At 70.5% G+C, this 23,634-nt stretch carries 22 protein-coding genes and 1 riboswitch; of the genes, 10 read left to right on the forward strand and 12 right to left on the reverse strand.

Annotation, left to right across the window (positions count from 1 at the left end):
- Nucleotides 1-6 precede the first annotated feature (6 nt).
- The 6 genes from D6270_RS11720 to clpS form a co-directional block, all read right to left on the reverse strand.
- A complete protein-coding gene (locus tag D6270_RS11720) occupies nucleotides 7-1,047 on the reverse strand; it encodes a FecCD family ABC transporter permease (protein WP_109165455.1) in 1,041 nt (346 codons plus the stop codon).
- Nucleotides 1,044-2,045, reverse strand: a complete 1,002-nt coding sequence (locus D6270_RS11725) for an ABC transporter substrate-binding protein (RefSeq protein ID WP_109165454.1) — start codon at nucleotides 2,043-2,045, stop codon at nucleotides 1,044-1,046. The genes D6270_RS11720 and D6270_RS11725 overlap by 4 nt, the downstream gene beginning before the upstream one ends.
- A gap of 38 nt (nucleotides 2,046-2,083) precedes the next feature.
- A riboswitch (cobalamin riboswitch) is annotated at nucleotides 2,084-2,287 on the reverse strand.
- A 13-nt stretch (nucleotides 2,288-2,300) separates the two neighbouring features.
- Nucleotides 2,301-2,723: a M67 family metallopeptidase gene (locus tag D6270_RS11730; protein WP_109165453.1), complete on the reverse strand. Its 423-nt coding sequence runs from the start codon at nucleotides 2,721-2,723 to the stop codon at nucleotides 2,301-2,303.
- A gap of 169 nt (nucleotides 2,724-2,892) precedes the next feature.
- Nucleotides 2,893-4,338 carry an amino acid permease gene (locus D6270_RS11735; RefSeq protein ID WP_109165452.1) on the reverse strand — a complete coding sequence of 482 codons (1,446 nt, stop codon included), beginning with the start codon at nucleotides 4,336-4,338 and terminating at the stop codon, nucleotides 2,893-2,895.
- Nucleotides 4,339-4,666: 328 nt separating this feature from the next.
- Nucleotides 4,667-5,281 carry a DUF2017 domain-containing protein gene (locus tag D6270_RS11740; RefSeq protein WP_109165451.1) on the reverse strand — a complete coding sequence of 205 codons (615 nt, stop codon included), beginning with the start codon at nucleotides 5,279-5,281 and terminating at the stop codon, nucleotides 4,667-4,669.
- Between the two features lie 55 nt (nucleotides 5,282-5,336).
- Nucleotides 5,337-5,654: an ATP-dependent Clp protease adapter ClpS gene (gene clpS, locus D6270_RS11745; protein WP_026241551.1), complete on the reverse strand. Its 318-nt coding sequence runs from the start codon at nucleotides 5,652-5,654 to the stop codon at nucleotides 5,337-5,339.
- 79 nt (nucleotides 5,655-5,733) lie between these two features.
- Here clpS and D6270_RS11750 point away from each other — a divergent pair, with 79 nt between their 5' ends.
- Nucleotides 5,734-7,062 carry a nicotinate phosphoribosyltransferase gene (locus D6270_RS11750; RefSeq protein ID WP_109165450.1) on the forward strand — a complete coding sequence of 443 codons (1,329 nt, stop codon included), beginning with the start codon at nucleotides 5,734-5,736 and terminating at the stop codon, nucleotides 7,060-7,062.
- 256 nt (nucleotides 7,063-7,318) lie between these two features.
- Nucleotides 7,319-7,915 carry an isochorismatase family protein gene (locus D6270_RS11755; protein WP_109165449.1) on the forward strand — a complete coding sequence of 199 codons (597 nt, stop codon included), beginning with the start codon at nucleotides 7,319-7,321 and terminating at the stop codon, nucleotides 7,913-7,915.
- Between the two features lie 78 nt (nucleotides 7,916-7,993).
- On the opposite strand, the gene D6270_RS11760 is transcribed toward D6270_RS11755, so the two are convergent.
- Together D6270_RS11760 and D6270_RS11765 are read right to left on the reverse strand one after the other, a co-directional pair.
- On the reverse strand, nucleotides 7,994-8,398 hold the full coding sequence (locus D6270_RS11760) for a hypothetical protein (RefSeq protein WP_109165448.1): 405 nt from the start codon (nucleotides 8,396-8,398) through the stop codon (nucleotides 7,994-7,996).
- A gap of 124 nt (nucleotides 8,399-8,522) precedes the next feature.
- On the reverse strand, nucleotides 8,523-10,925 hold the full coding sequence (locus D6270_RS11765; RefSeq protein WP_109165447.1) for an immune inhibitor A domain-containing protein: 2,403 nt from the start codon (nucleotides 10,923-10,925) through the stop codon (nucleotides 8,523-8,525).
- A 369-nt stretch (nucleotides 10,926-11,294) separates the two neighbouring features.
- Between D6270_RS11765 and D6270_RS11770 the strand changes: the two genes are divergently transcribed.
- Nucleotides 11,295-11,621 (forward strand): hypothetical protein, encoded by a 327-nt coding sequence (locus tag D6270_RS11770; RefSeq protein WP_109165446.1) that lies wholly within the window; start codon nucleotides 11,295-11,297, stop codon nucleotides 11,619-11,621.
- A gap of 61 nt (nucleotides 11,622-11,682) precedes the next feature.
- Here D6270_RS11770 and D6270_RS11775 read toward each other — a convergent pair whose 3' ends face one another.
- On the reverse strand, nucleotides 11,683-12,351 hold the full coding sequence (locus D6270_RS11775; RefSeq protein WP_109165445.1) for an RDD family protein: 669 nt from the start codon (nucleotides 12,349-12,351) through the stop codon (nucleotides 11,683-11,685).
- A gap of 186 nt (nucleotides 12,352-12,537) precedes the next feature.
- Nucleotides 12,538-14,028 carry an RDD family protein gene (locus D6270_RS11780; RefSeq protein ID WP_109165444.1) on the reverse strand — a complete coding sequence of 497 codons (1,491 nt, stop codon included), beginning with the start codon at nucleotides 14,026-14,028 and terminating at the stop codon, nucleotides 12,538-12,540.
- 248 nt (nucleotides 14,029-14,276) lie between these two features.
- On the opposite strand from D6270_RS11780, the gene D6270_RS11785 reads away from it, so the two are divergent.
- Nucleotides 14,277-14,759, forward strand: a complete 483-nt coding sequence (locus D6270_RS11785) for an SsgA family sporulation/cell division regulator (RefSeq protein ID WP_109165443.1) — start codon at nucleotides 14,277-14,279, stop codon at nucleotides 14,757-14,759.
- 22 nt (nucleotides 14,760-14,781) lie between these two features.
- On the opposite strand, the gene D6270_RS11790 is transcribed toward D6270_RS11785, so the two are convergent.
- A complete protein-coding gene (locus D6270_RS11790) occupies nucleotides 14,782-16,149 on the reverse strand; it encodes an FAD-binding oxidoreductase (protein ID WP_109165442.1) in 1,368 nt (455 codons plus the stop codon).
- Nucleotides 16,150-16,247: 98 nt separating this feature from the next.
- Between D6270_RS11790 and D6270_RS11795 the strand changes: the two genes are divergently transcribed.
- Nucleotides 16,248-17,927, forward strand: coding sequence for a tetratricopeptide repeat protein (locus D6270_RS11795; RefSeq protein WP_109167486.1), 1,680 nt, complete (start codon nucleotides 16,248-16,250; stop codon nucleotides 17,925-17,927).
- Between the two features lie 92 nt (nucleotides 17,928-18,019).
- Here D6270_RS11795 and hppD read toward each other — a convergent pair whose 3' ends face one another.
- Nucleotides 18,020-19,165: a 4-hydroxyphenylpyruvate dioxygenase gene (gene hppD, locus D6270_RS11800; RefSeq protein WP_109165441.1), complete on the reverse strand. Its 1,146-nt coding sequence runs from the start codon at nucleotides 19,163-19,165 to the stop codon at nucleotides 18,020-18,022.
- 122 nt (nucleotides 19,166-19,287) lie between these two features.
- Here hppD and D6270_RS11805 point away from each other — a divergent pair, with 122 nt between their 5' ends.
- The 5 genes from D6270_RS11805 to D6270_RS11825 all read left to right on the forward strand — a co-directional run bounded on the left by D6270_RS11805 (nucleotide 19,288) and on the right by D6270_RS11825 (nucleotide 23,588).
- Nucleotides 19,288-19,761 carry an Lrp/AsnC family transcriptional regulator gene (locus D6270_RS11805; RefSeq protein ID WP_109165440.1) on the forward strand — a complete coding sequence of 158 codons (474 nt, stop codon included), beginning with the start codon at nucleotides 19,288-19,290 and terminating at the stop codon, nucleotides 19,759-19,761.
- Between the two features lie 66 nt (nucleotides 19,762-19,827).
- A complete protein-coding gene (locus tag D6270_RS11810; RefSeq protein WP_109165439.1) occupies nucleotides 19,828-20,475 on the forward strand; it encodes an ABC transporter permease in 648 nt (215 codons plus the stop codon).
- Complete coding sequence (locus tag D6270_RS11815; RefSeq protein WP_109165438.1) at nucleotides 20,468-21,727, forward strand: betaine/proline/choline family ABC transporter ATP-binding protein; 1,260 nt, start codon at nucleotides 20,468-20,470, stop codon at nucleotides 21,725-21,727. The genes D6270_RS11810 and D6270_RS11815 overlap by 8 nt, the downstream gene beginning before the upstream one ends.
- Complete coding sequence (locus tag D6270_RS11820; protein WP_109165437.1) at nucleotides 21,724-22,593, forward strand: ABC transporter permease; 870 nt, start codon at nucleotides 21,724-21,726, stop codon at nucleotides 22,591-22,593. The genes D6270_RS11815 and D6270_RS11820 overlap by 4 nt, the downstream gene beginning before the upstream one ends.
- 17 nt (nucleotides 22,594-22,610) lie before the next feature.
- Nucleotides 22,611-23,588 carry a glycine betaine ABC transporter substrate-binding protein gene (locus D6270_RS11825; protein WP_109165436.1) on the forward strand — a complete coding sequence of 326 codons (978 nt, stop codon included), beginning with the start codon at nucleotides 22,611-22,613 and terminating at the stop codon, nucleotides 23,586-23,588.
- The last annotated feature ends 46 nt before the right edge of the window (nucleotides 23,589-23,634 follow it).

The raw sequence follows: 23,634 nt of genomic DNA on the forward strand, positions 1-23,634 counted from the left end.
CGGCTCTCATGCGGGGGCCCCTTCCGGCCTGCGGCGCAGCATCCACAGGAAGAACGGGCCGCCGGTCAGCGCCGTGAGCACGCCCACCGGGATGTCCTGCGGGGCCGCGAGCGTGCGGGCGGCCAGGTCGGCGAGGACCAGGAACACCGCCCCGCCGAGCGCGACCACCGGCAGCAGCGCCCGGTGCGAGGCGCCGACCGCCATCCGGGCCATGTGCGGGACCATCAGGCCGACGAAGCCGATCGCCCCGCTGTACGCCACCAGCGCCCCGGTCATCAGCGAGGCGAGGACGAAGACGGCGGCCCGGAAGCGGGCGGTGTCCAGGCCGAGCACGGTCGCGCCCTCCTCCCCCACCAGGAGCAGGTCGAGGGGGCGGGCCAGGGTGAGGAGGACGGCCGTACCGGCGATCAGGGTGATCGTCGGGAGCGCGAGCATGTCCCAGCGGGCCGCGCCGAGGCCGCCGAGGGTCCAGTAGAGGACTTCCTGGAGGTGGTCGGCGCGGGCGGAGGTGACCAGGATCAGGCTGGTGAGGGCGGAGAGGATGTAGGAGACGGCGACCCCGGCGAGGACGAGCCGGTTGGTGGTGAGCCCGCCCCCGCCGCGCGCCAGGGCGTAGACGAGCAGCAGCGAGAGCAGCGCGCCGGCGAAGGCGGCGGCCGGGATGGTCACGGTGGTGGCGAGGGTCGCGCCGATGCCGAGGACGATCACCAGGACCGCGCCGGTGGAGGCCCCGGAGGAGACGCCGAGGAGGAACGGGTCGGCCAGCTGGTTGCGTACGAGGGCCTGGAGGACCGTGCCGATGACGGCCAGTCCGGCGCCGACGACGGTCCCGAGGATGACCCGGGGCAGCCGGACGTCCAGGACGATCGTGCGGAACGGGCTCGCCTCCGCCCGCCCGGTCAGGATGTCGATCACCTGGGCGGGCGGGATGCGGACGGAGCCGAGGGCGAGTGCGGCGACCACGGCGGCGGCGAGGAGCGCGGCGAGGACGCCGACGACCAGGGTGTAGCGCAGCAGCCGCCGCGGTGCGGGGGTGCGGCAGGTCACGAGGTGGTGGCCGCCGGGTGGAGCTGGGCCGCGAGCTTGTCGACGGCGGCGGGGACGCGGACGCCGAGGACCGCGTCGGAGAGCGGCATGACCGCGAAGCGCTTGTTCTTGATGGCGGGGACGTCGGCGAGGGCCGGGTCGTCGAGGAGGCGCTTCTTCTTCTGGGCGACGGTGGTGGAACCGTAGTCGTAGATCACGATCGCCTCGGGCTTGCGGGCGACGACGTTCTCCCAGGAGGCGTCCCCGAAGGACTTGTCGAGGTCGGCGAAGATGTTGGTGCCGCCGGCACGCTTGATCAGCTCGTTGCCGATGCCCTTGCCGCCGGCGGTGAACGCGGTCTTGTCGCCGCTGTCGTAGACGAAGACGGAGAGCGGATCGAGGTCCTTGAGCTTCTCGGCGGTGGCCGCGTTGTCGGCCTTGGCCTGCTTGATCCAGGCCTCGGCGCGGTCGGTGACGCCGAAGGTGCGGCCGACCTCGCGGATCTCCTCGTACAGGGTTTCCATCGGGGTGTCGGCCTTGGCGCAGCTCTCGGTGTTGAGCCGGGTCTCGATGCCGGACTTCTTGAACGCCTCGCGGCCGCGGCCGTCGCCTGCGGTGAAGGCGCTGCTGTAGCCGCCGTAGACGAAGTCGGGGTTGGTGGCGAGGACCTGCTCGTAGGAGGGGTACTCCTTGGCGATCACCGGTACGGAGGCGTAGTCCTTCGCGTACTTCGGCAGGACCTTGTCGTCGAGGTAGGCGGTGCCGACGAGGGACTTGGTGAGGCCGAGCTCCAGCATGATCTCGGTGACGTGCTGGTTCATGGTGACCACGCGCTCGGGCGGGGCCTGGTACGTGGTGGTGACACCGCAGTTGGTGACGGTGTACGGGAAGCCGTCGCTCTTCGCCGAGGCCTCGGGCTCGCCCTTGGCGTCGGTGGAGGTCTCCGAGGTGGAGCAGGCGGTGAGGACGAGCGGGAGCAGCACGGCGGCGGCTATGAGCGCGGGGGTGCGCCGGGACATGGCGGGGCCTCTCCGGGGGATTTCCGCGTCCCCTGGTCGATGCGTGAAAGGCAGCGGGCCAGTTCCTGGCTTCCGGGCGCGCCCTCCGGTGCGGGGTCGTCCACGGGGGATTCGTCCGTACGGGAGGGCGCGCCCGGTCACAGTGGCGGGACCGTGCCGGATTCGCACCGGCTTCCTGGTTCCTGCTGCCTTGTGTTCGGGTCTGGGGTGCAGTGTGCCAGACCCGTCCGGCGGCTCCGCGATCCGCCCAGGCGCTCAGTACGCTTCGACGACCTGCACGTCTTCCTCGGTGATCTCGCCGTCCACGATGCGGTACGAGCGGAACTGGAAGGGGCCCGCGCCGTCGGTGTCGGCGGTGGAGACGAGGACGTAGTGGGCGCCGGGCTCGTTGGCGTACGTCACGTCGGTGCGGGAGGGGTAGGCCTCGGTCGCCGTGTGCGAGTGGTAGATGATCACGGGCTCCTCGTCGCGGTCGTCCATCTCGCGGTAGAGCTTGAGGAGGTCGCCGGAGTCGAACTCGTAGAACGTGGGCGAGCGGGCGGCGTTGAGCATCGGGATGAAGCGCTCCGCGCGCCCCGTCCCGGCCGGGCCCGCCACCACACCGCACGCCTCGTCGGGGTGGTCGGCGCGGGAGTGGGCGACGATCTGGTCGTGGAGCGCCTGGGTGATGGTCAGCATGGCGCCAGGATAGGCATGCGGGCCTTCCCGTACCGGTGGGCGGTACGGGAAGGCCCGCATGGTGGACGCCGGGGCCCGTGGGGGTGGCCGGGGCGGTCCGGGAGGAGGGTGGTCGTGGGCTCGGGGTGGCCGGGCCCACCCTCGGGGTCGGGGGTGGACGACGCCTGGGTCAGCGCTTGGCGAAGGCGGTGTTCTCCGGGTCGCGCGACTTGAGCACCAGGTAGGAGATGCCCAGGAGGAGCGCCCAGAGCGGGGCGCAGTACAGCGAGATCCTGGCGTCCTTGTCGATCGCCATCATCACGATGACCATGCCGATGAAGGCGAGCGCGAACCAGCTGGTGTACGGGGCTCCCGGGGCCTTGAACGAGGACTGCGGCAGCACGCCCCGGTCGGCCAGGCGGCGGTAGCGGATCTGGCTGAACAGGATCATGATCCAGGCCCACATGCCGGAGATGGTCGCGAAGGAGACGACGTAGTTGAACGCCTCGCCCGGCCACTGGTAGTTGATCCAGACGCCGACGAGCATCAGGGCGGCGGAGAAGGTCGTGCCGGTGAGCGGCAGGCCGTTCTTCGTCAGCTTGGTGAAGGCGCGCGGGCCCTGTCCGTTCATGGCCAGGTCGCGGAGCATACGGCCGGTGGAGTACATGCCGGAGTTGCAGGAGGAGAGCGCCGCGGTCAGGACGACGAAGTTGACGATGGCGGCGCCGATGCCGAGCCCCATCTCCTCGAAGGCCTTCACGAACGGCGAGACGCCCGGCTTGAAGGTGGACCACGGCACGACCGACAGGATCATGATCAGCGCACCGACGTAGAAGACGGCGATACGCCACGGCACGGTGTTGATGGCCTTGGGCAGCACGGTCTTGGGGTCCTTGGACTCCCCGGCGGTGACGCCGACGAGTTCCACGGCGAGGAAGGCGAACATGACGATCTGGAGCGTCATCAGCATGCCGCCGACGCCGTTCGGGAAGAAGCCGCCGTCGTTCCAGAGATTGGAGACGGTCGCGGTGTCACCGGCGTCGGAGAAACCGAGCGTCAGCACGCCGGCGCAGATGAGGATCATGCCGACGATCGCGGTGACCTTGACCATCGAGAACCAGAACTCCAGCTCGCCGAAGAGCTTCACGGAGATCAGGTTGGCGCCGTACAGAATGACGGTGAAGACCAGTGCGGACAGCCACTGCGGAATGTCCCACCAGTACGTCATATAGGTGGCGGCGGCGGTGACTTCGGTGATTCCGGTGACGACCCAGAACAGCCAGTACGTCCAGCCGGTCACGAATCCGAAGAAGGGCCCGATGAATTCGCGGGCGTACTCCGAGAAGGAGCCGGAGACCGGGCGGTACATGAGCAGTTCGCCCAGGGCCCGCATGATGAAGAAGATGACCAGGCCCGCCAGGACGTAGGCCAGGATGAGGCTGGGTCCGGCCCGGTCGATCGCTTTGCCCGCGCCGAGGAAGAGCCCGGTACCGATGGCTCCGCCGATGGCGATCATCTGGATCTGACGGGCTCCCAGACCTCGCTGGTACCCCTCGCCACCGGTCTCGGCCTCCCCGGATTCCGCTCCGGGCCTTCCGTGGTCGGCCTGTCCCTCGTCGACCTGTGCCGATGTCATGTGTGGTGCGCCTTTCTCCACGCCGATCCGCGCCGTCAAGGCTGCGGATCAGGTCCTGATCCCCCCGGATATGGATTGGAGTGCCACCGGCGTTCGGCCGGCTTGTGGCGACCCCGGGAACAGGGGTGGCGTCCCCGGGCGATCGTGAAGATTTATCACGGCCGTCACAGGACACCATGGGACATTCTGTGGCGCATCCCACAGGCAAAAGGGGACAAGGAACTCCATCCGGAGCGAATGCCGCCTATGACTTGGGGGGATCGTTACCCGGATCTGAGCGTCCGTTGAGCGAATGGAGCGGGCCCGGAGGCGGCATCTTTTCCGCCGATTACGGCATCAGTGTCTCGACGAGCGTCTCCTGGAGCGCGCCGAGCCAGAGATAGGCCATCACCATCGGCTTGCGCGGGTCGCTGTCGGGGAGCCGGTAGAGCGAGCCGTCCTCGCCCTCGTCCTCGTCGGAGACCTCCAGCCGGGTGCCGATGGTGAGCCGCAGGTCGTTGAGCGAGCCGAGCCAGGAACGGCACTCGTCGGCGGTGAGGGTGAGTACGGCTCCGCCGTCGCCGACGGGCGTGAGGGCATCGAGCGTCCGTACGACGGCGAGGGCGTCATCGCGCTTGCGGGAGCGCAGGTCGGTCTCGGTGAAGCGGCGGAACTCGGCGGACAGCTCCCGCAGCTCCTCCTCCGACTTCCCGTCGCTCTCGGTGAGCTCGTCAGGCCCCCCGTACGCGTCAGGGAAGAGCCGGGCCAGGGCCGGGTCGGACGGCGGCTTGCTGGGCCCCTCGGCGAAGAGCGCGGCGAGGGGGTCCTCGCCGTCGGCAGGGGTCTCGCCCGGGCCGATCAGTTCGAGCAGCTGCACGGCGAGGGAGCGCAGGATCGAGACCTCGACCTCGTCGAGTGCGACGGCCGCGCCGCCGCCCGGGGTGGCCTCGAAATGGCCGGCCATGGATTCTCCGATGGTGGGTCGAACGGGGCAGGGGGTGCGTACGGCGGCCGGGCCGCTAGTTGCGGTCCTGGGTGAGGGTGGCCCACAGCCCGTAACCGTGCATGGCCTGGACGTCGCGCTCCATCTCCTCGCGGCTCCCGCTGGAGACCACGGCGCGGCCCTTCTGGTGCACGTCCAGCATGAGCTTGTGCGCCTTGTCCTTGGAGTAGCCGAAGTAGGCCTGGAAGACATAGGTCACATAGCTCATGAGATTGACCGGGTCGTTGTGGACGAGCGTCACCCACGGGACGTCCGGCTCGGGGACCGCGAAGGTCTCCTCGGCCGAATCAGGACGTTCGATCTCTAGGGGGGTAGCAACGCTCACCTGTCCCATGCTGCCACCCGGGCGGTCCCCGCGCACAAACGGACCCCACATCTCGTCACTCTGACGAATAGGGGGTAGCATCTCAGCCATGAACTCAGCGGACCTCGGGCGACGGGTCGGCGTTCCGTCGACCGCGCTCTTCACCGACCAGTACGAGCTGACCATGGTGCAGGCGGCCCTCAAGGCGGGCACCGCCTCCCGCCGCTCCGTCTTCGAGGCGTTCACCCGCCGGCTGCCCGAGGGGCGGCGGTACGGGGTCGTCGCGGGCACCGGGCGGGTGCTGGACGCGGTGGAGAACTTCCACTTCGACGACGAGATGATCGGCTTCCTGCGCCAGCAGGACATCGTGGACGAGCCGACCCTCGAATGGCTGGCGGGCTACCGCTTCAGCGGCGACATCTGGGGCTACCCGGAGGGCGAGGTGTACTTCCCGGGCTCCCCCGTCCTGCGGGTGGAGGGCTCGTTCGCCGAGTGCGTGCTGCTGGAGACGGTGATCCTCTCGATCCTCAACCACGACTCCGCGATCGCGGCCGCCGCCTCGCGGATGTCGGCCGCCGCCGGGGGGCGCCGGCTGATCGAGATGGGGGCGCGGCGCACCCACGAGCTGTCGGCGGTGGCCTCGGCCCGTGCGGCGTACGTCGGCGGGTTCGACGCGACCTCTGACCTGGCAGCCGGATTCCGGTACGGGATCCCGACCGTGGGGACCAGCGCGCACGCCTTCACCCTGCTGCACGACACCGAGCGGGACGCGTTCCGGGCGCAGGTGGACTCGCTGGGGCGGGGCACGACGCTGCTGGTCGACACGTACGACGTGGCCGAGGCGGTACGGGCGGCGGTGGAGATCGCGGGGCCCGAGCTGGGTGCCGTACGGATCGACTCCGGGGACCTGCTGCTGGTCGCGCACCGGGTGCGGCAGCAGCTGGACGAGCTGGGGGCGACGGGCACGAAGATCGTGGTGACCTCGGACCTGGACGAGTACGCGATCGCCTCGCTTGCGGCCGCGCCGGTGGATGCGTACGGGGTCGGCACGCAGCTCGTCACCGGGAGCGGGCACCCGACGTGTTCGATGGTCTACAAGCTGGTGGCCCGGGCCGGGACGGCGGACGCGGACGCTCCGCTGGTGCCGGTGGCGAAGAAGTCGCTGGGCGCGAAGTCGTCGGTGGGGGGTCGCAAGTGGGCGGCGCGCCGGGTCGACGAGGGCGGCGTGGCCGAGGCCGAGGTGATCGGGACCGGGGCGGTGCCGGAGGGGCTGCTGGGGCGGGAGCTGTTGGTGGAGCTGGTGCGGGGTGGGGCCGTGGTCGCGCGTGAGCCTCTGGAGGCGGCCCGGGAGCGGCATGTCGCGGCTCGGGCCGGGTTGCCGATGTCGGCGATGCAGTTGTCCCGGGGGGAGCCGGTGCTGGGGACGGAGTATGTGTGAGACCGGGCCCTGTGCGTGTGAGGCCCGGGCCCTCGGCAGGTGCGGGGCCCCCGCCCCGAGGGTTCCGCCCCCGGACGCCGGACGGGCCGCGTCGGCCCGGACGAGCTGGGGTGGCGCCCGGGCGGGCCGGATCGGCGCCAGTGGGTAGGGGTTGATTGTCAGGCCCTAGTCTCTACGCTCGTGGCATCCCCGTGAACGTTGAAGTACCGCCGCTCTCCCCCTCCCCAGCCGCTCTCCCCACCGAAGGACACCCGCCATGCACCGCGCATTGATCGTCGTGGACGTTCAGAACGACTTCTGCGAGGGCGGCAGCCTCGCGGTGGCGGGTGGCGCCGATGTCGCCGCCGCCATCACCGATCTCATCGGTGAGGCCCAGCCCGGCTACCGGCACGTGGTGGCCACCCGGGACCACCATGTCGACCCCGGGAGCCACTTCTCCGACACCCCGGACTTCGTGGACTCCTGGCCGGTGCACTGCGTCGCCGGGACCGAGGGCGTCGGGTTCCACCCGAACTTCGCGCCCGCCGTCGCCTCCGGGGCCATCGACACCGTCTTCGACAAGGGCGCCTACTCGGCCGCGTACAGCGGGTTCGAGGGAGCCGACGAGAACGGGATCGGGCTCGCCCAGTGGCTGCGCGACCGGTCGGTGACCGAGGTCGACGTGGTCGGTATCGCCACCGACCACTGCGTACGGGCTACGGCCCTGGACGCGGCCCGTGAGGGCTTCGTCACCCATGTGCTGCTGGACCTGACCGCCGGGGTCTCGCCGGTGACCACCGAGAAGGCCCTGGACGAGCTCCGGACGGCGGGCGTGAAGCTCTCCGGGAAGCCGGTCGTGGCCGAGGCCCTCTAAGACGATCCGAGGCCCTGGAGCCCCGGGGAGCCGCCGAGGCACTGGAGCCCTGCCACGGCCCCTCGGAGCCGCCCGCCCTCACGCCGCCGGGCGGGCCGGTCCGGCGTACCCGGCCGGGCCCAGCAGGGCCCTGATCGGGTGCCACAGCTCCTGGCAGGACTGGAGCGCGAGCGCCGGCTGTGTGGCCGGCCCCGCCTCGGGCGCCGCCCGCCACAGCAGCCCGTCCGGGTGGTGCAGCACCGCCGTGACCTCGTCCGGTGTGGGCGGCCGGTCGTTGCCGCGCAGGTACACCGCCCGCAGCCCCAGATTGCGCAGCCTGGTCAGGGCGCGCGCCCGGTTCGCCGCGTGGACCAGCACCCGTACCGGGGCACCCGGGCCCGCCTCCGTACCGGCGCGGTGGGCCGCGCCTTCCGTCGGTCTGGTGAGGGTGAGGGCCACCACCACCGTGCCGTTCGGCAATCTGCAGAAACCTCCGCCTGCCATGGATCGCACTCCCCCGTGAGACGTCGTGTCAATAAGGATGTGAACAAGACGCACCTAAACACGATCGGCCGCCGCCCGCTAGAGGGCGACGGCCGATCATGCTCTGACCTGGGGTTTTACGAAATTATCGGCCCGAGGGGCTGACCAGCACAGTCATCGAGGAGCCGTTGAGCGGCTCCAGGACGATGGAGATGCGGGTGTTGGTGTCAGAAACCTTGACACTGCCCGTGGGGTTCTCCTTGTACCAGTAGGTGCCCTTGCGGTCGTCGAAGACCGGGTTGCCCAGCGAGGGCTGGATCTTCAGCGGCACGTCCGCGTTGTGGAGCGTGAAGCCCTTGTTCGGGTACCAGCTGAACGGGGCGTCGAACGGCTGGATCTTGTTGCGTACGACCGTGCCGTCCTTCCACTTCAGCGGCTTGGCGTGCGCGTCGACCGGCAGGATCAGACCCTGGCCCGGGTGGACCGAGGTGTTGTTGTCCTTCTGGGAGGTGTCCCAGAGCCAGACGAGCAGACCGGTCTGGTACGCGTAGTGCTCCACCCAGCTGGGGCGGGTCGTGGCGAAGCCGAAGTTGTACGGACCGACCTTGAGGGTCTCGTCGTACGACACGTACTGGCGGTTCTCCGCGATGTAGTACTGCGGGTAGTCCTTCGCGAACGACTCGCCGATCCGCGAGAAGCCCTTCGCCGACCAGCCGTTGTCGTCACCCTCGGCGTTGTCCGAGAAGAGGGTGGCGCCGTCGGCCGTGATGGTGATCTCGTCGGCCGCGAAGCCCTTGCCGCCCGCGCCGCCGTCGGTCTGGTAGCGGAAGCGGAGGTCGATCTTCTTGCCGGCGTAGGCGTCCAGCGGGAAGGAGAGCTTCTTGTACGCGCCCGAGACATCGGTCAGGGCCGGCTTGTCGCTGGCGTCGCGCGGGATGGCCTGGCCGTCGGCGGTGCCGTCGAGTGCGGTCCAGCTCGTGCCGCCGTTGTCCGAAACCTCGGTGTAGAGGAAGTCGTAGTCGGCCTCGATGTCGTACCAGCCCGAAAGGTCCAGCTTCGCCGAGGACTTGCCGGTCAGGTCGACCGAACGGGTCAGGGTGTTCGACAGGTTGTCGCCCTGGTCGCTCCACCACTGCTTGGTGCCCTGCGCGGGCTTGACCACGGTGGTGGTCACCGACTTGGGCGGCAGTTCGACGACGAGCGCCTGCGGGTCCTTGGTGTTGTACTCCGAGACGCCCAGCTTGTGCAGCGAGGTCTTGCCCGCCTTGGCCTTGTCGTAGTCGAGCCAGCCGAGCTGGAGCTTGTCCCACGAGGTCATGTCGCCCGGCAGGTTGCCGATCTCGCCCTTGCCGGTGCCGAGCCAGGAGCCCGCCGACATCAGGGACCAGAAGCCGACCGAGTTCTCGCCGCCGCCGGAGGTGTCGTACAGGTCCGGCAGACCGAGGTCGTGGGCGTACTCGTGGGCGAAGACGCCCAGTCCGCCGTTCTCGGGCTGGACGGTATAGTCGCCGACCCAGATGCCGGTGTCACCGACCTGCGCGCCGCCGGCCTTGTTGTCGGCCGGGCCGGTCGCACCCGCGTTGGTGCCGTACGCGTACCAGCGGTGCGCCCAGATGGCGTCCCCGCCCTGCGCGCCGCCGCCGGCCGACTCGTCCTCACCGGCGTGGACGATCTGGAAGTGGTCGATGTAGCCGTCGGGCTCGTTGAAGTCGCCGTCGCCGTCGTAGTCGTAGCGGTCCCACTGGTCGTACTCGGCCAGGTCCGCCTTGATCTGGGCGGACGTGCGGCCCTTGGCCTTCTGGTCGGCGACCCAGGCGTTGACGCCGTCGCGGACCATGTCCCACACGTTGGCGCAGTTGGACTGGCCGCAGTAGTTGGAGCCGTAGCGGGCCTCGTTGTAGTCGACCTTCACCCAGTCGGAGACCGCGCCGTCGACCGAGTAGCGGCCCGAGGAGGTCTTCTCGTAGTAGGTCTTGAGCGAGTGGACGTCCTTGCCCTCGCCGAAGTACAGCTTCTCGAAGTGCGCCTGGTTGTAATCGGCCTTCCAGGCGGTGCTGTTGTCCTTCTTCGGGTCCGGCTTGGCGATCTTGTTGTGCGCCGGGCCGGGCGTGCCGCCGTACTTCTTGACCGGCGGCTTGGGGCCGTCGCCGTCCGGGTCGAACATCGTGGTGTCGTCGACCTTGTCGCCGAACTCCACCAGGATGGTGAAGATCTTATCGGTCTTCTCCCGGCCGAGCTCCACGTACTTCTTGTCGCCGAGCTTGACGACCTTGGAGCCGCTCTTGGTCGTCACCTTCTTGTCCCCGGCGAGCACCTGCTCCAGCGCGGCCTCCCGCTGCGCTGCCTGCTGCTCGCTGAAGGGGCCTTCGAGGTTGTGCTCCACATGCCCCTTGGCCGGCGCCGGGTCCTGGCGGTGGGCGGCGGAAGCGGCGGAACCTGATGTGGTGTCATGCGCCTGGGCGGTGGCGAAGGTCGACGCCGTCGCGGCAGTCGCGGCCATGGCCACGACAACGGCAGCGGCGCGAAGCGCCCGTCTCTGATTGGTCACTTGATGCAGTCCTCCTCGGGCGTCCGCGCAGCGGCCAGGGGGGTATGGAGAGGGCCGCGCGCGTAAACGCGTCACAAGTGACGACATTCGATCGGAGTTGCGAGAGAAAAGACAGACCTTGACTTGAACAGACCAAGTGCACTATGCAGGAGCGCTTTCCCGATATACGGACAGGATCTTTACCAACGGGCGCGCCGCACCGTCCGGTTGGCGAGAGGCGTGACTCCGTGCGCCCCCTGTGCACCGGTACCGTGGGTTAGGTCACGCTTACTACCGGTCCCCGTCGGGCATCCACCGTCGTAGGGTCGGAAGGCACTTGCGCATGTGCCGACCACCCGCCCATCCGACGTCCCGAGGACGGAAACCGTCATGCCGCGTCCGACTGCCGCACAGCTCGTCTACGGTTCGGCCACCGTCATCTGTACGACCCTCGCCCTGCTGCTGCTCTCCGGTACGGAGTCGGGCCTCGGTGTGGGACTCGCCGCCGCCACCGCGCTCGCGCTCGGCCTGCTGGTGGCCGTACGCCTGCCACAGCCCCGGCAGAGCGCCCAGGCCCGGACGGCGCACCCGCACCACACCGCCCACGCCTCCGCCGCCCGTACGCACCACGCCCTGGACTCCCTGGCAGGCCGGGAGCGGGTGCCGGCCGCCCGCTCGTCGCAGCAGGCGGACCGGCAGCACTCGCTGCGCCGCTGAGAGACCCGCGCCTTCGGCAGCCGGACGGGAGGACGCACCCCGCCCGGCTGCTTCCGCGTGCCTACCTGGCCATGACCACCACGGTCTTGGCCGCCTTGTCCTGGAGCGCCTGCCGGTAGGGCTTGTCCGTGAACATCAGCACGATGTTGATCAGCCACCACAGGCACGGGCAGCACAGCAGCGCCGGAGCCCACAGGACGACGGCCCGCATCAGCGCCGCCCCGGTGTCGGGCACCCGGCCGTCGTTGAGCATGGCCACGCGCAGCTTCAGCAGCCGCTTGCCCAGGGTCCGGCCGTCCTTGTGCGTGAAGTACGTGTCGTACGCGACGTAGACGACCAGGCCGATCAGTGACCACAGGAACTGGTGGCCGCTGTAGGCGCCGTCCAACCCGCCGTCCCCGTTGCCGTCGACATCGATCGCCCCGCCCCACGGCAGCGAGATCAGATACAGCGGGATCGAGATGATGAGGAAGTCGATCAGCCGGGCCAGGATCCGCTTGCCCGGCTCGGCCAGCGGAGGCATCCCGGCCAGCGGGTCCGGCGCCCCGAAACCGGCACCACCGCCGTACGGGTCGTTCGGCGGGGGCGGCGGCGGGGGCGGCGCGCTCCCGTACGGGGGCTGACCGTACGGCGGCTGACCGTCTGACGGCGGCGGGGGCTCCTGCGGCTTCTTGACGAACGGATCGTCGTCCTCGGGCGGCTGGCCGGGCGTCGGCTGGTCGTTGCTCATGGGGGCAGTGCACCCCGTGCCACCGGGGCCCGCAACGGCTCAGGTGCGTTCGGGGGACGCGGGGCGGCATACGAGTCTAAGGCGGGCTCCCGGGCCGTGCCCGCCAGGCGCCCGGAGCCTTGAGCCCGCCCGGTCCCGCTCAGCCGGGTTTCGGTCAGCCCGTGGCGCGCTCAGCCCGGTTTCGGGTCAGCCCGCCACGAACGTGCGGGCGGCCTTGTCGTGCCAGCACTGGCGCCAGGGCCGGTCGACCAGGCACCAGAGCACGTTGACCACACCGATGACCAGGAGTCCCAGCACCCCGTAGACGAGCCAGCGGCGCAGGGCCGCACCCAGGGTGGGCGCGTCGTGGGACTCGATGTCCCGTACGTCGAGGCCGAACACCTTCTTGCCCAGCGTGCGGCCCCACTTGGCGGTGGGCAGCGCCTCCAGCAGGAAGCCGAGGACGAGGAAGGCCGTGAGCAGGGCCCCGAGCAGCGTCCCGGTGGTGGAGTCCAGCAGCCAGACGGTGACGGTCTCGCCGGTCTGCTCGGCCGCGCTGATCTTCCGGTCGATGTGGTCCATCGCCCGGGTGCCCAGGGGGATGGCCACCGCACCGACGACCGTGCCGAGCACCAGGTTGTCGACCAGCCGGGCGGCGAACCGCTTGCCGAGCCCGGCGGGCCGGGCCGCCGCCTGGGAGCGGACGAGCTGCTGGAAGGGGTCGTCGGCGGCCGGGGGCTTCCAGGGCACGACGGGCTGGTCCGCCGCCGCCCCGGACTGCGCGAAGGGTGGCTGCTGTTGCTGGTGGGGCGGGTGCTGGGGTGTCGGCTGAGGCGCCTGCTGGAGCTGCGGTTCGGGCTGGGCCAGTTGGTGGACCTGCTGCGCCCAGGACGCCGACCCGCCACCGGGGCCCGGGGTGAGCGGCGTCGGTACGGCGGGCGCGGGCGCGGAGGCCTGGACCGGCCCCTGCCGCACCTCCTGAGGTGCGGGGGCGGGGGCCGGTACCGGAAGAGGCTGCGCGGTGACGGCCGGCAGCGCCTGCGGCCCCTGCGGCGTACCGGCGTTCGGCTGTCCGGGGTCGGGTCGCGGGGCGTTGCCGCCTACGGCACCGGGCTGCTGGGCACTTCCCCGAACCGCATGCGGCTGTACGGGGTCGGGTCGCGGGGCGTTCCCCCGTACCGCGTTCGGCTGTACGGCACCGGCCTGCGGGCCCGTCGCGCGGCTCGTGACCGTGCCCTCCGTCGGCGGACGCGCCCCGGCCTCCGCCGAGGCCCCGCCGTCGTTCCCGCTGTCCCGCATCCCCGGCAGCGCGCCGCGGGTCGGGTCATGCGCGAGGGGTGCCCGCGGGTCGGCCGCGGGTGCGGCGGGTTCCGGGGGCGGGTCACCGCCCCAGGAGACCCGGTGGTCCCGCTCGCCGCCGAAGCCGTTCTGGCGCGCGGAGTCCGCCTGCCAGACGGACCCGGCCTCGGACCGGCCCGGCGTGTTCGAGCCCCCCGGGCCGTCCGCGATCCCTTCCTCCTCGTCGAAGAAGATCGGCCCGGTCTCCTCCACCGGCGCGGCCTGCTGGGGCGCGGGCCGGCTCGTACCCGGGACCCAGGAGACGCCGTTCCAGTACCGGACGTAACCGGGGATGGAGGGGTCGGGGTAGTAGCCCTCACGTGGGCTGTCGTCACCGGGTGCCGGAGTTGGCGCGCTCATCAGCGGGTCCCGTATCTCTTCGAGGCCTCAGGCCGTCCCCGGGGTGCGGGTTGACGGCCTCAATACAAGGGTCCACATCTATCAGACCGTCACGTATCCCCGGGCCGGTCCGACTGTTTGGGACCACTTTCGCGACGGATCGAAGTTTTTTTGAGAAGTCGCGTAATAGGTGGCGGGGAGGGCGCTCTCTCCTTGTGCGGGGCGGTCAGCGGGACCGGCCCAGGAGCACCGGAAGGTTGTGCATTCTCATGATGAACATCGTGGAACGTGAGCTGGAGCTGAAGCTCGTCCTCTCCCCCGAGCGGTCCATCCCGGTCCCGGCCCGGCTGACGTACCGCACGGACGACCCGTACGCCGTGCACATCGCCTTCCACATCGGCTCCGAGTCGCCCGTGCACTGGACGTTCGCCCGGGAGCTGCTGGTGGAAGGGGTGTTCCGGCCGTGCGGGCACGGGGACGTGCGGATCTGGCCGACGAAGGTCGACAACCGCAGCGTGATCTGCGTGGCCCTCACCTCGCCGGACGGCAACGCCCTCCTGGAGGTGCCGTCGGTCGCCGTGGCCGCCTGGGTGGAGCGGACCCTGCTCGTGGTGCCGCCGGGCACGGAGAGCGAGCGGCTCGGGCTCGACGAGGCGCTGGCGGAGCTGCTGGCCCCGCTGCCGGCGGACGACCTGTGGCTGAGCGACCCGTGGTCGGCGGACGAGTCGCCGTCCCAGGACGGTGAGGCGTGAGGGCCCCCGAAAGAGGCGGGGATCAGAAGAGCTTGCCGGGGTTGAGGAGGCCGAGCGGGTCGAAGGCGGCCTTGATGCCGCGCTGCAACTCGATGCCGGTCTCGCCCAGTTCGCGGGCGAGCCACTCCTTCTTGAGGACACCGACGCCGTGTTCGCCGGTGATGGTCCCGCCCAGCTCCAGACCGAGCGCCATGATCGCGTCGAAGGACTCGCGGGCCCGGCGGGACTCGTCGGGGTCGGTGTGGTCGAAGCAGACGACGGGGTGGGTGTTGCCGTCGCCCGCGTGCGAGCAGACGCCGATGGTGAGGTCGTACCGTTCGGCGATGGCCGCGGTGCCCGCGAGCATCTCGCCGAGCCGGGAGCGCGGTACGCAGACGTCGTCGATCATCGTGGCGGACGTGACGGCCTCCAGTGCGGTGAGCGACATCCGGCGGGCCTGGAGGAGGAGTTCGGACTCGGCCGGGTTATCCGCCGGGACCACTTCGGTGGCCCCCGCCGCTGTGCAGAGCGCTCCGACGGCGGCGAGGTCGGCCGCCGGGTCGGGAGTGTCGAAGGCGCAGAGGAGGAGCGCCTCGGTGGTCTCGGGCAGCCCCATGGAGGCCAGTCGGTTGACGGCACGCACGGTCGTCCGGTCCATCAGTTCGAGGAGTGACGGGGTGTGACCGCGCTCCATGATCCGGCACACAGCGTCACAGGCGGCGGCTGCCGAGGGGAACTCGGCGGCGAGGACGAGCTGCTGCGGCGGCTGCGGTTTGAGCGCGAGGACGGCCTTGACGACGATCCCGAGGCTGCCCTCGGAGCCGACGAAGAGCCGGGTGAGGTCGTATCCCGCGACCCCCTTCGCCGTCCGGCGGCCGGTGGTCAGGAGCCGCCCGTCGGCGAGGACGACGTCGAGGCCGAGGACGTACTCGGCGGTGACCCCGTACTTCACACAGCACAGGCCGCCGGAGGCCGTGCCGATGTTGCCGCCGATGGTGCAGGTCTCCCAGCTGGAGGGGTCCGGCGGGTAGTAGAGCCCGTGTTCGTTCACCGCGCGTGACAGCACCGCGTTGATGACGCCGGGCTCCACGACGGCGATCCGGTCGACCGGGCTGATCTCCAGGATCCGGTCCATCCGCACCAGGGAGAGCACGATGCAGCCGTCCGAGGCGTTGGCCGCGCCGGACAGGCCGGTACGGGCGCCCTGCGGGACGACCGGGATCCGCAGTTCGGTGGCGGTGCGCATGACGTGCTGGACCTGCTCGACCGTGCGCGGGAGCACGACGACGGCCGGGGTGCCGGCCGCGCAGAAGCTCGCCATGTCGTGGGCGTAGGACGCGGTGACGTCCGGATCGGTGATCAGGGCCTCGGCGGGGAGCCCGGTGCGCAGGCGTTCGAGAAGATCGCTCATGGTTCCAGCCTGGCACCCGGGGGCCAATGGTGTGAACCCGTCGGCGGGGGCGATCCCAAGGCGCGGTGTGCTCGTATGACTGACGCACAGTGATGGCCATGGATGTCATGCCCCAGCAGGATCCCGAGTCCCGCCGGCCGCCCGAGCCGTCCCCGCACGACCCCTACGCGATGCCCGCCGAAGGCGCCACCGCCGTGCCCCCTCCCCCGCCCACCCTGCGGACGACCCTGCGCCGGGCCGCGTTCGGGGCGGTGGCGGCGGGTGTGCTGCTGGCAGGGGCGCTGGTGGCCGTACCGGACGGGAAGGACGACCGGGCGAAGGAGCCGGGCCCGGTGGAGCGGGCCGAGGCGGCAGCGACCGCGGGCTCCCCCGCCTCCCTCTCGGACCTGACCGCGCTGATCGGGGACCGGCAGCAGTGGGTGGAGGCGCATCCGGAGGACGCGCCGTCGTGGGCGACGCTCGGTTCGGCGTACGTGGAGTGGGGGCGGCGCTCGGCGGACGCGGCGTACTTCGGGCGCGCGGAGGAGGCGCTGAAGCGGTCGCTGGCGGAGCGGCCGGGCGAGCGCGGCAACGGGGAGGCGTGGGTGGGGATGGCGGCGCTGGCCAACGCGCGGCAGGATTTCCTGGCGGCGAAGCGGTGGGGCGAGACGGTACGGAAGCAGGACCCGAAGGCCTGGCGCGTGTACCCGGTCCTCATCGACGCCTACACCGGTCTTGGGGACCGCAAGGCGGCGACCGAGGCGACGGAGAAGTTCGGCGAGCTGCGCAAGGGCGTCCCCGCCCTGGCCCGCACCGCCGACCTCTACCGGGGCCAGGGCTGGCGTGAGGACGCGCTGGCCACCGCCCGGGAGGCCGTGGACCGGGCGACGACGCCCGCCGAGAAGGCCGAGGCGCTGCACCGGCTGGGCGAGCTGGCCTGGGAGCGGGGCGAGCCGGAGGAGGCGGTGGCACAGTTCGACGCGGCGCTGCGCACGGACTCCGGCCACCACGCGTCGCTGGCGGGCAAGGCCCGGGCCCTGGCGGCGCTGGAGCGCACGGACGAGGCGGTGGCGGCGTACCAGAGCGTGGTCACCAAGCTTCCGCGCCCGGCGTACGCCCTCGAACTCGGCGAGCTGTACGCCTCCCTGGACCTCGACGGCGACGCGCGGAGCCAGTACGACAAGCTGGGCGAACTGCTGGAGCAGGCGAAGGCGGCCGGGGTCGACGAGTCGCTGATCCGGGCCCGCTACGAGAGCGACCACGGGGACCCGGCGGTGGCGGTGGAGCTGCTGCGCGGCCAGTGGCGGAAGCAGCACCGCAACCCGGCGGTGGCGGACGCGCTGGGCTGGGCGCTGCACCGGGCGGGCGAGTCGGAGGAGGGGCTGAAGTACGCCCGGCAGGCGGTGGACACGGGGGTGCGGAACGCCTCGTACGCGTACCACCTGGGTGTGATCGAAGAGCGGCTCGCGCAGTACGGTCCGGCCCGCCGTCACCTTGAGGAGGCGCTCCGCACCAACCCGGCGTTCTCACCGCTGGACGCGCCGAAGGCCCGGGAGGCACTGGAGTCGCTCGGTGAGCCGCCGTCGGGCGGGCCGGAGGACATGCAGCCGCCGCCTCCCCCGCCACCGGCCCCGGAGCCGAAGCGGGAACCGAAGCCTGAGCCGAAGCCGGAGCCGAAGCGGGAGTCGCCCAAGCCAGAGGCCCCGGCGCCCGCTCCTTCGAAAACGGCTCCGGCCCCGTCCAAGGCGGCCCCGAGCAGTCCGGCGGCGGTGGAGGCCGACGCCTCGAAGTCTCCGTAGCACGGCTGTGGAGAACGGCATACGCCACCGCGGTCCAGGGTGCTGCCCCGGGCCGCGGTGGCGTATGTGGGAGGTTGAGGAGCCGGGGAGGCTCAGAGGTTGCCGCGCTTCTCCTGCTCGCGCTCGATCGCCTCGAAGAGGGCCTTGAAGTTGCCCTTGCCGAAGCCCATGGAGCCGTGGCGCTCGATCATCTCGAAGAAGACGGTCGGACGGTCCTGGACCGGCTTGGTGAAGATCTGCAGCAGGTAGCCGTCCTCGTCGCGGTCGACGAGGATCTTCAGCTCGCGCAGGGTCTCGACCGGCACCCGGGTCTCGCCGGCCCACTCGCCGAGGGTGTCGTAGTACGAGTCGGGGGTGTCCAGGAACTGCACTCCGGCCGCGCGCATCGACCGGACCGTGGAGACGATGTCGTTGGTGGCGAGCGCGATGTGCTGGACGCCGGCGCCGCCGTAGAACTCCAGGTACTCGTCGATCTGCGACTTCTTCTTCGCGATCGCCGGCTCGTTGATCGGGAACTTCACCTTCAGCGTGCCGTCGGCGACGACCTTCGACATCAGGGCGGAGTATTCGGTGGCGATGTCGTCGCCCACGAACTCCTTCATGTTGGTGAAGCCCATGACCTCGTTGTAGAAGCCGACCCACTCGTTCATCCGGCCGAGCTCCACGTTGCCGACGCAGTGGTCGATGGCCTGGAAGGTCCGCTTGGCCGGCGGCTCCACGATCGGGGAGGCGGCGGCGAAACCGGGGAGGTAGGGGCCGTCGTAGCCGGAGCGCTCCACCAGGGTGTGGCGGGTCTTGCCGTACGTGGCGATGGCGGCGAGGACGACGGTGCCGTGCTCGTCCTTGACCTCGTGCGGCTCGGTGAGGCCGCGGGCGCCGTGCTCCACGGCGTACGCGTAGGCGGCGCGGGCGTCGGGGACCTCGATGGCGAGGTCGACGACCCCGTCACCGTGCTCGGCGACATGGTCGGTGAGGAAGGTGCCCCACTCGGAGGACGCCTTGATCACGGAGGTGAAGACGAAGCGGGCGGCGCCGTTGGTGAGGACGTAGCTCGCGGTCTCGCGGCTGCCGTTCTCCGGTCCGGAGTAGGCCACGAGCTTCATGCCGAAGGCGGTCGAGTAGTAGTGCGCGGCCTGCTTGGCGTTGCCCACGGCGAAGACGACCGCGTCCATTCCCTTGACCGGGAAGCGGTCGGCCTGCGCGGCGGTGTCAGGGCTGGTGTGCAGAGTCTCAGTCATGGGTGAAGGCTCTCCCCGCGCCGCAAGGTGCGCAATAGTTTGCGTATTCACTGGTCAATATGTGCAGCTGATAGCCATGATGTCGGGGCTATCTGTACAGGGTGACCACCGGAGGCGGGCTCATGGCGATCGATCATCTGGACGGCCGGCTCATCGTGCTGCTCGCACGGGAGCCGCGCATCGGCGTCCTCGAAGCATCCCGGCGGCTCGGCGTGGCGCGCGGGACCGTGCAGGCACGGTTGGACCGCCTTCAGTCGAATGGCGTCATCCGGGGGCTCGGCCCGGACGTGGACCCGGCGGCGCTCGGCTATCCGGTCACCGCGTTCGCGACCCTGGAGATCAAGCAGGGCCAAGGCGCCGACGTACGGGCCCATTTGGACGGCGTACCGGAGGTGCTGGAGCTGCACACCACCACCGGCACCGGGGACATGCTGTGCCGGCTGGTGGCCCGGTCCAACGCCGATCTCCAGCGGGTGATCGACCGGGTTGTCGGATTTGATGGCATCGTCCGGGCCTCCACGGCGATCGTCATGGAGAACCCGGTTCCGCTGCGGATCATCCCGCTGGTGGAACAAGCGGCGGAGGACACCGTCTGAGCCGGGGAAATCCGGGCAGTGAATGATCCGGAAGCCTGATCGCCGACCGAACCGAAGGAGCGCCGTGTGAGCTTCTGGGAGTACCTGAACACCCGCCACCAGCAGCTCCTCACGGACGCGTTCCAGCACGCCAGCGCCGTCTTCCAGTGCATGGTCATCGCCACCGTGCTGGGTGTGCTCATCGCCGTGGTCGCCTACCGCAGCGGCTGGGGCGGCTCACTGGCCATCAGCTCCACGGCGACGATCCTCACCATCCCCTCGCTGGCCGCGATCGGTCTGCTGATCCCGCTGGTGGGGCTCGGGGTGGCGCCGACGGTGATCACCCTGACGCTGTACGGGCTGCTGCCCATCGTCCGCAACGCCATCGTGGGGCTGCGGGGGGTCGATCCCGCGCTGGTGGACGCGGCGACGGGCATCGGGATGTCCCGGACGGCGCGGCTCTGCCGGGTGGAGCTGCCGCTCGCCTGGCCCCCGATCCTGACCGGGATCCGGGTCTCCACCCAGATGCTGATGGGGATCGCCGCCATCGCCGCGTACGCCTCCGGGCCCGGTCTCGGCAACGAGATCTTCCGGGGCATCGCCTCGCTCGGCAGCGCCAACGCCATCAACCAGGTCCTGGCGGGCACGCTCGGCATCGTCGTGCTCGCCCTGCTCTTCGACGCCGCGTACGTCCTGCTGGGACGGCTGACCATCCCGAGGGGGATCCGTGCCTGAGACCGAGACCGTTCCGGCGAGAGAGAGCGCCGCCGCCTCCGGTGCCACGATCCAGCTGGAGAACCTCACCAAGAAGTACCCGGGCAGCCCCAACCCGGCCGTCGACAACGTCTCCATGGAGATCAAGGCCGGCGAGACCGTGATCTTCGTCGGCCCGTCCGGCTGCGGGAAGTCCACCACGCTGAAGATGATCAACCGGCTGATCGAGCCCACCTCGGGCCGGATCAGGATCGGCGACGAGGACGTCACCGACATCGACCCGGTGAAGCTGCGCCGGAAGATCGGGTACGCGATCCAGTCGTCCGGCCTCTTCCCGCACATGACGGTCGCCGACAACATCGCGCTGGTCCCGAAGATGGTCGGCTGGTCCAAGTCCCGGGTGAAGGACCGGGTGGAAGAGATGCTGGACCTGGTGGGGCTGGACCCGCGTGAGTTCCACGGCCGCTATCCGCGCCAGCTCTCCGGGGGCCAGCAGCAGCGGGTGGGCGTGGCGCGGGCGCTCGCCGCCGACCCGCCCGTCCTGCTGATGGACGAGCCGTTCGGGGCGGTCGACCCGATCACCCGCGACCACCTCCAGGACGAGCTGATCCGGCTCCAGCACGAGCTGCACAAGACGATCGTGTTCGTCACCCACGACTTCGACGAGGCGATCAAGCTCGGCGACCGGATCGCGGTCCTGCGGGAGCGTTCGCACATCGCCCAGTTCGACACCCCCGAGGCGATCCTCACCAACCCGGCGGACGACTTCGTCTCCGGCTTCGTCGGGGCGGGCGCGGCCCTCAAGCGGCTCAACCTCACCCGGGTGCGGGATGTGGGCATCGCGGAGTTCCCGACGGTGACGGTCGAGGACCCGCTCCAGACGATCTTCAACAAGCTGCGCAACGGCCCGCACAACGAGCTGCTGATGCTGGACCGCCGCAACCGCCCGTACAAGTGGCTGCGGCGCGGCGACCTGATGCGGGCGCGCGGTTCGCTGGCGCGGGCCGGGCAGCTGGTGCACGACACGGTGACCCGCGACGCCACGCTGCACGACGCGCTGGAGGCGGTGCTGACCGACAGCGGCGGCCGGGTCGCGGTGACCGGGCGGCGCGGCGAGTTCATCGGGGTCGTCGACATGAAGACGCTGATGGACAACGTGCAGGAGCTGCTGGAGGCCGACCGGCTGACGGCGATGGAGCACCAGCACGAGCTGGAGGAGCAGCGCGGCCACCAGACCGAGCAGGAGCTGGAGGGAGGTGGCGGCGGAGCATGAGCCCCAGCCACCAGTCCGGCTCCGGCAAGAGCCCGGCCACCCCGACCCGGCCACCGGGCGAACACGACGTCAAGGGCCACGCCTTCCACGACGAGGAGAGCGACCCCTCCCCCGCCCCGGCGGCCCCGGCGCGCCGGATCACCTGGCGCAAGCTGGTGGTCCTCCCGGCTGTGCTGCTGGTCGTCCTGGCCATCACCTACGTGTGGATCACCAACATCCACCTGGACTCGATCGCGGAGAACTCGCTCTCCGGCGGCAACGTGCAGCTGCGCTGGTGGCAACACGTGCGGCTGACGGCGATCTCCACCTTCTGGGTGCTGATCATCGCGATCCCGCTGGGCATCGCGCTGACCCGGCGGCGGCTGCGGAAGGCGGCCCCGGCGTTCACGGCGCTGGCCAACATCGGGCAGGCGACCCCGGCGATCGGTCTGCTGGCACTGCTGGTGATCTGGCTGGGCATCGGGCCCCGGACGGCGATCATCGGGATCGTGATCTACGCGGTGCTGCCGGTGCTCTCCAACACGGTGGCGGGTCTGCGGGCGATCGAGCCGAACATGGTCGAGGCGGCGCGCGGGATGGGGATGTCCGGGCGGGGCGTCCTGCTGAGGGTGGAGCTGCCGCTGGCGGTTCCGCTGATCCTCGCGGGGGTCCGTACGGCACTGGTCCTGAACGTCGGTACGGCGACGCTGGCCACGTTCGGCGGAGGCGGCGGGCTCGGCGACCTGATCACCTCGGGGATCCAGACGCAGCGGATGCCGGTGCTGATCATCGGGTCGGTGCTGACGGTGGTGCTGGCGCTGCTGGTGGACTGGCTGGCCTCGCTGGCCGAACTGGCGCTGACGCCGCGCGGGCTGGAGGAGCGGTGAGGACGACGACGTACGGTATGCGGAAGCGGGCCCTGGTGTCCGGGGGTGCGGCGCTCTCGCTGGTACTGGCCCTGGGCGGCTGCGGGCTCAAGAGCGGTTCGCCGATGGTGGACGACGTGTCGCCCGGGTCGGTCGGCAAGGGCGAGCCGCTCAAGGGCGCCACGCTGACGGTGACCTCGAAGAACTTCAGCGAGAACATCATCCTCGGCCAGATGACCGGCCTGGTCTTCAAGGCGGCCGGGGCGGAGGTCCTGGACCGCACGAACCTGCCGGGGTCGATCAGCGCCCGCGAGGCCATCATCAACGGTGACGCCGACGCGCAGTGGGACTACACCGGCACCGGCTGGATCACGTTCCTGGGCCACGAGAACCCGATCGTGGACCCGAAGAAGCAGTACGAGGCGGTCCGGGACGAGGACAAGGGCAACGGGGTGGTCTGGCTGCCGCCGGCCCCCCTGGACAACACGTACGCCCTGGCCATCAGCAAGAAGAACAACGCCAAGTACCAGCTGAAGACCCTCTCGGACGTGGCCGCCCTGGCGAAGAAGGACCCGGGCGCGGTGACGATCTGCGTGGAGAACGAGTTCGCCTCCCGCGACGACGGACTGCCCGGGATGGAGAAGAAGTACGGGATGAAGATCCCGGCGGGCAACATCAAGAAGATGGATGCCGGGATCATCTACACCCAGGTCTCCGAGTCCGATTCCTGTCTGCTGGGCGAGGTGTTCACCACCGACGGCCGGATCAAGGCGATGGACCTGGACGTGCTGGAGGACAACAAGAACTTCTTCCCCAACTACAACGCGTCCCCGGTCATCCACCTGGCGACCTTCGAGAAGTACCCGGTGATCGCGGAGCTGCTGGCCCCGCTCGCCAAGAAGCTGACCACCGAGGTGGCGCAGACGCTGAACGCGAAGGTGGACGTGGACGGGGAGGACCCGCACGAGGTGGCGAAGGAGTGGCTGGTGGCGGAGGGGTTCATCGAGGAGGGGTGAGGGGGCGGGGGCTTCCGCGAGTCACAGAGAGGGCGTTGCGCACAGA

Source organism: Streptomyces griseus subsp. griseus (assembly GCF_003610995.1).
In the GTDB taxonomy this organism is placed as follows: domain Bacteria; phylum Actinomycetota; class Actinomycetes; order Streptomycetales; family Streptomycetaceae; genus Streptomyces.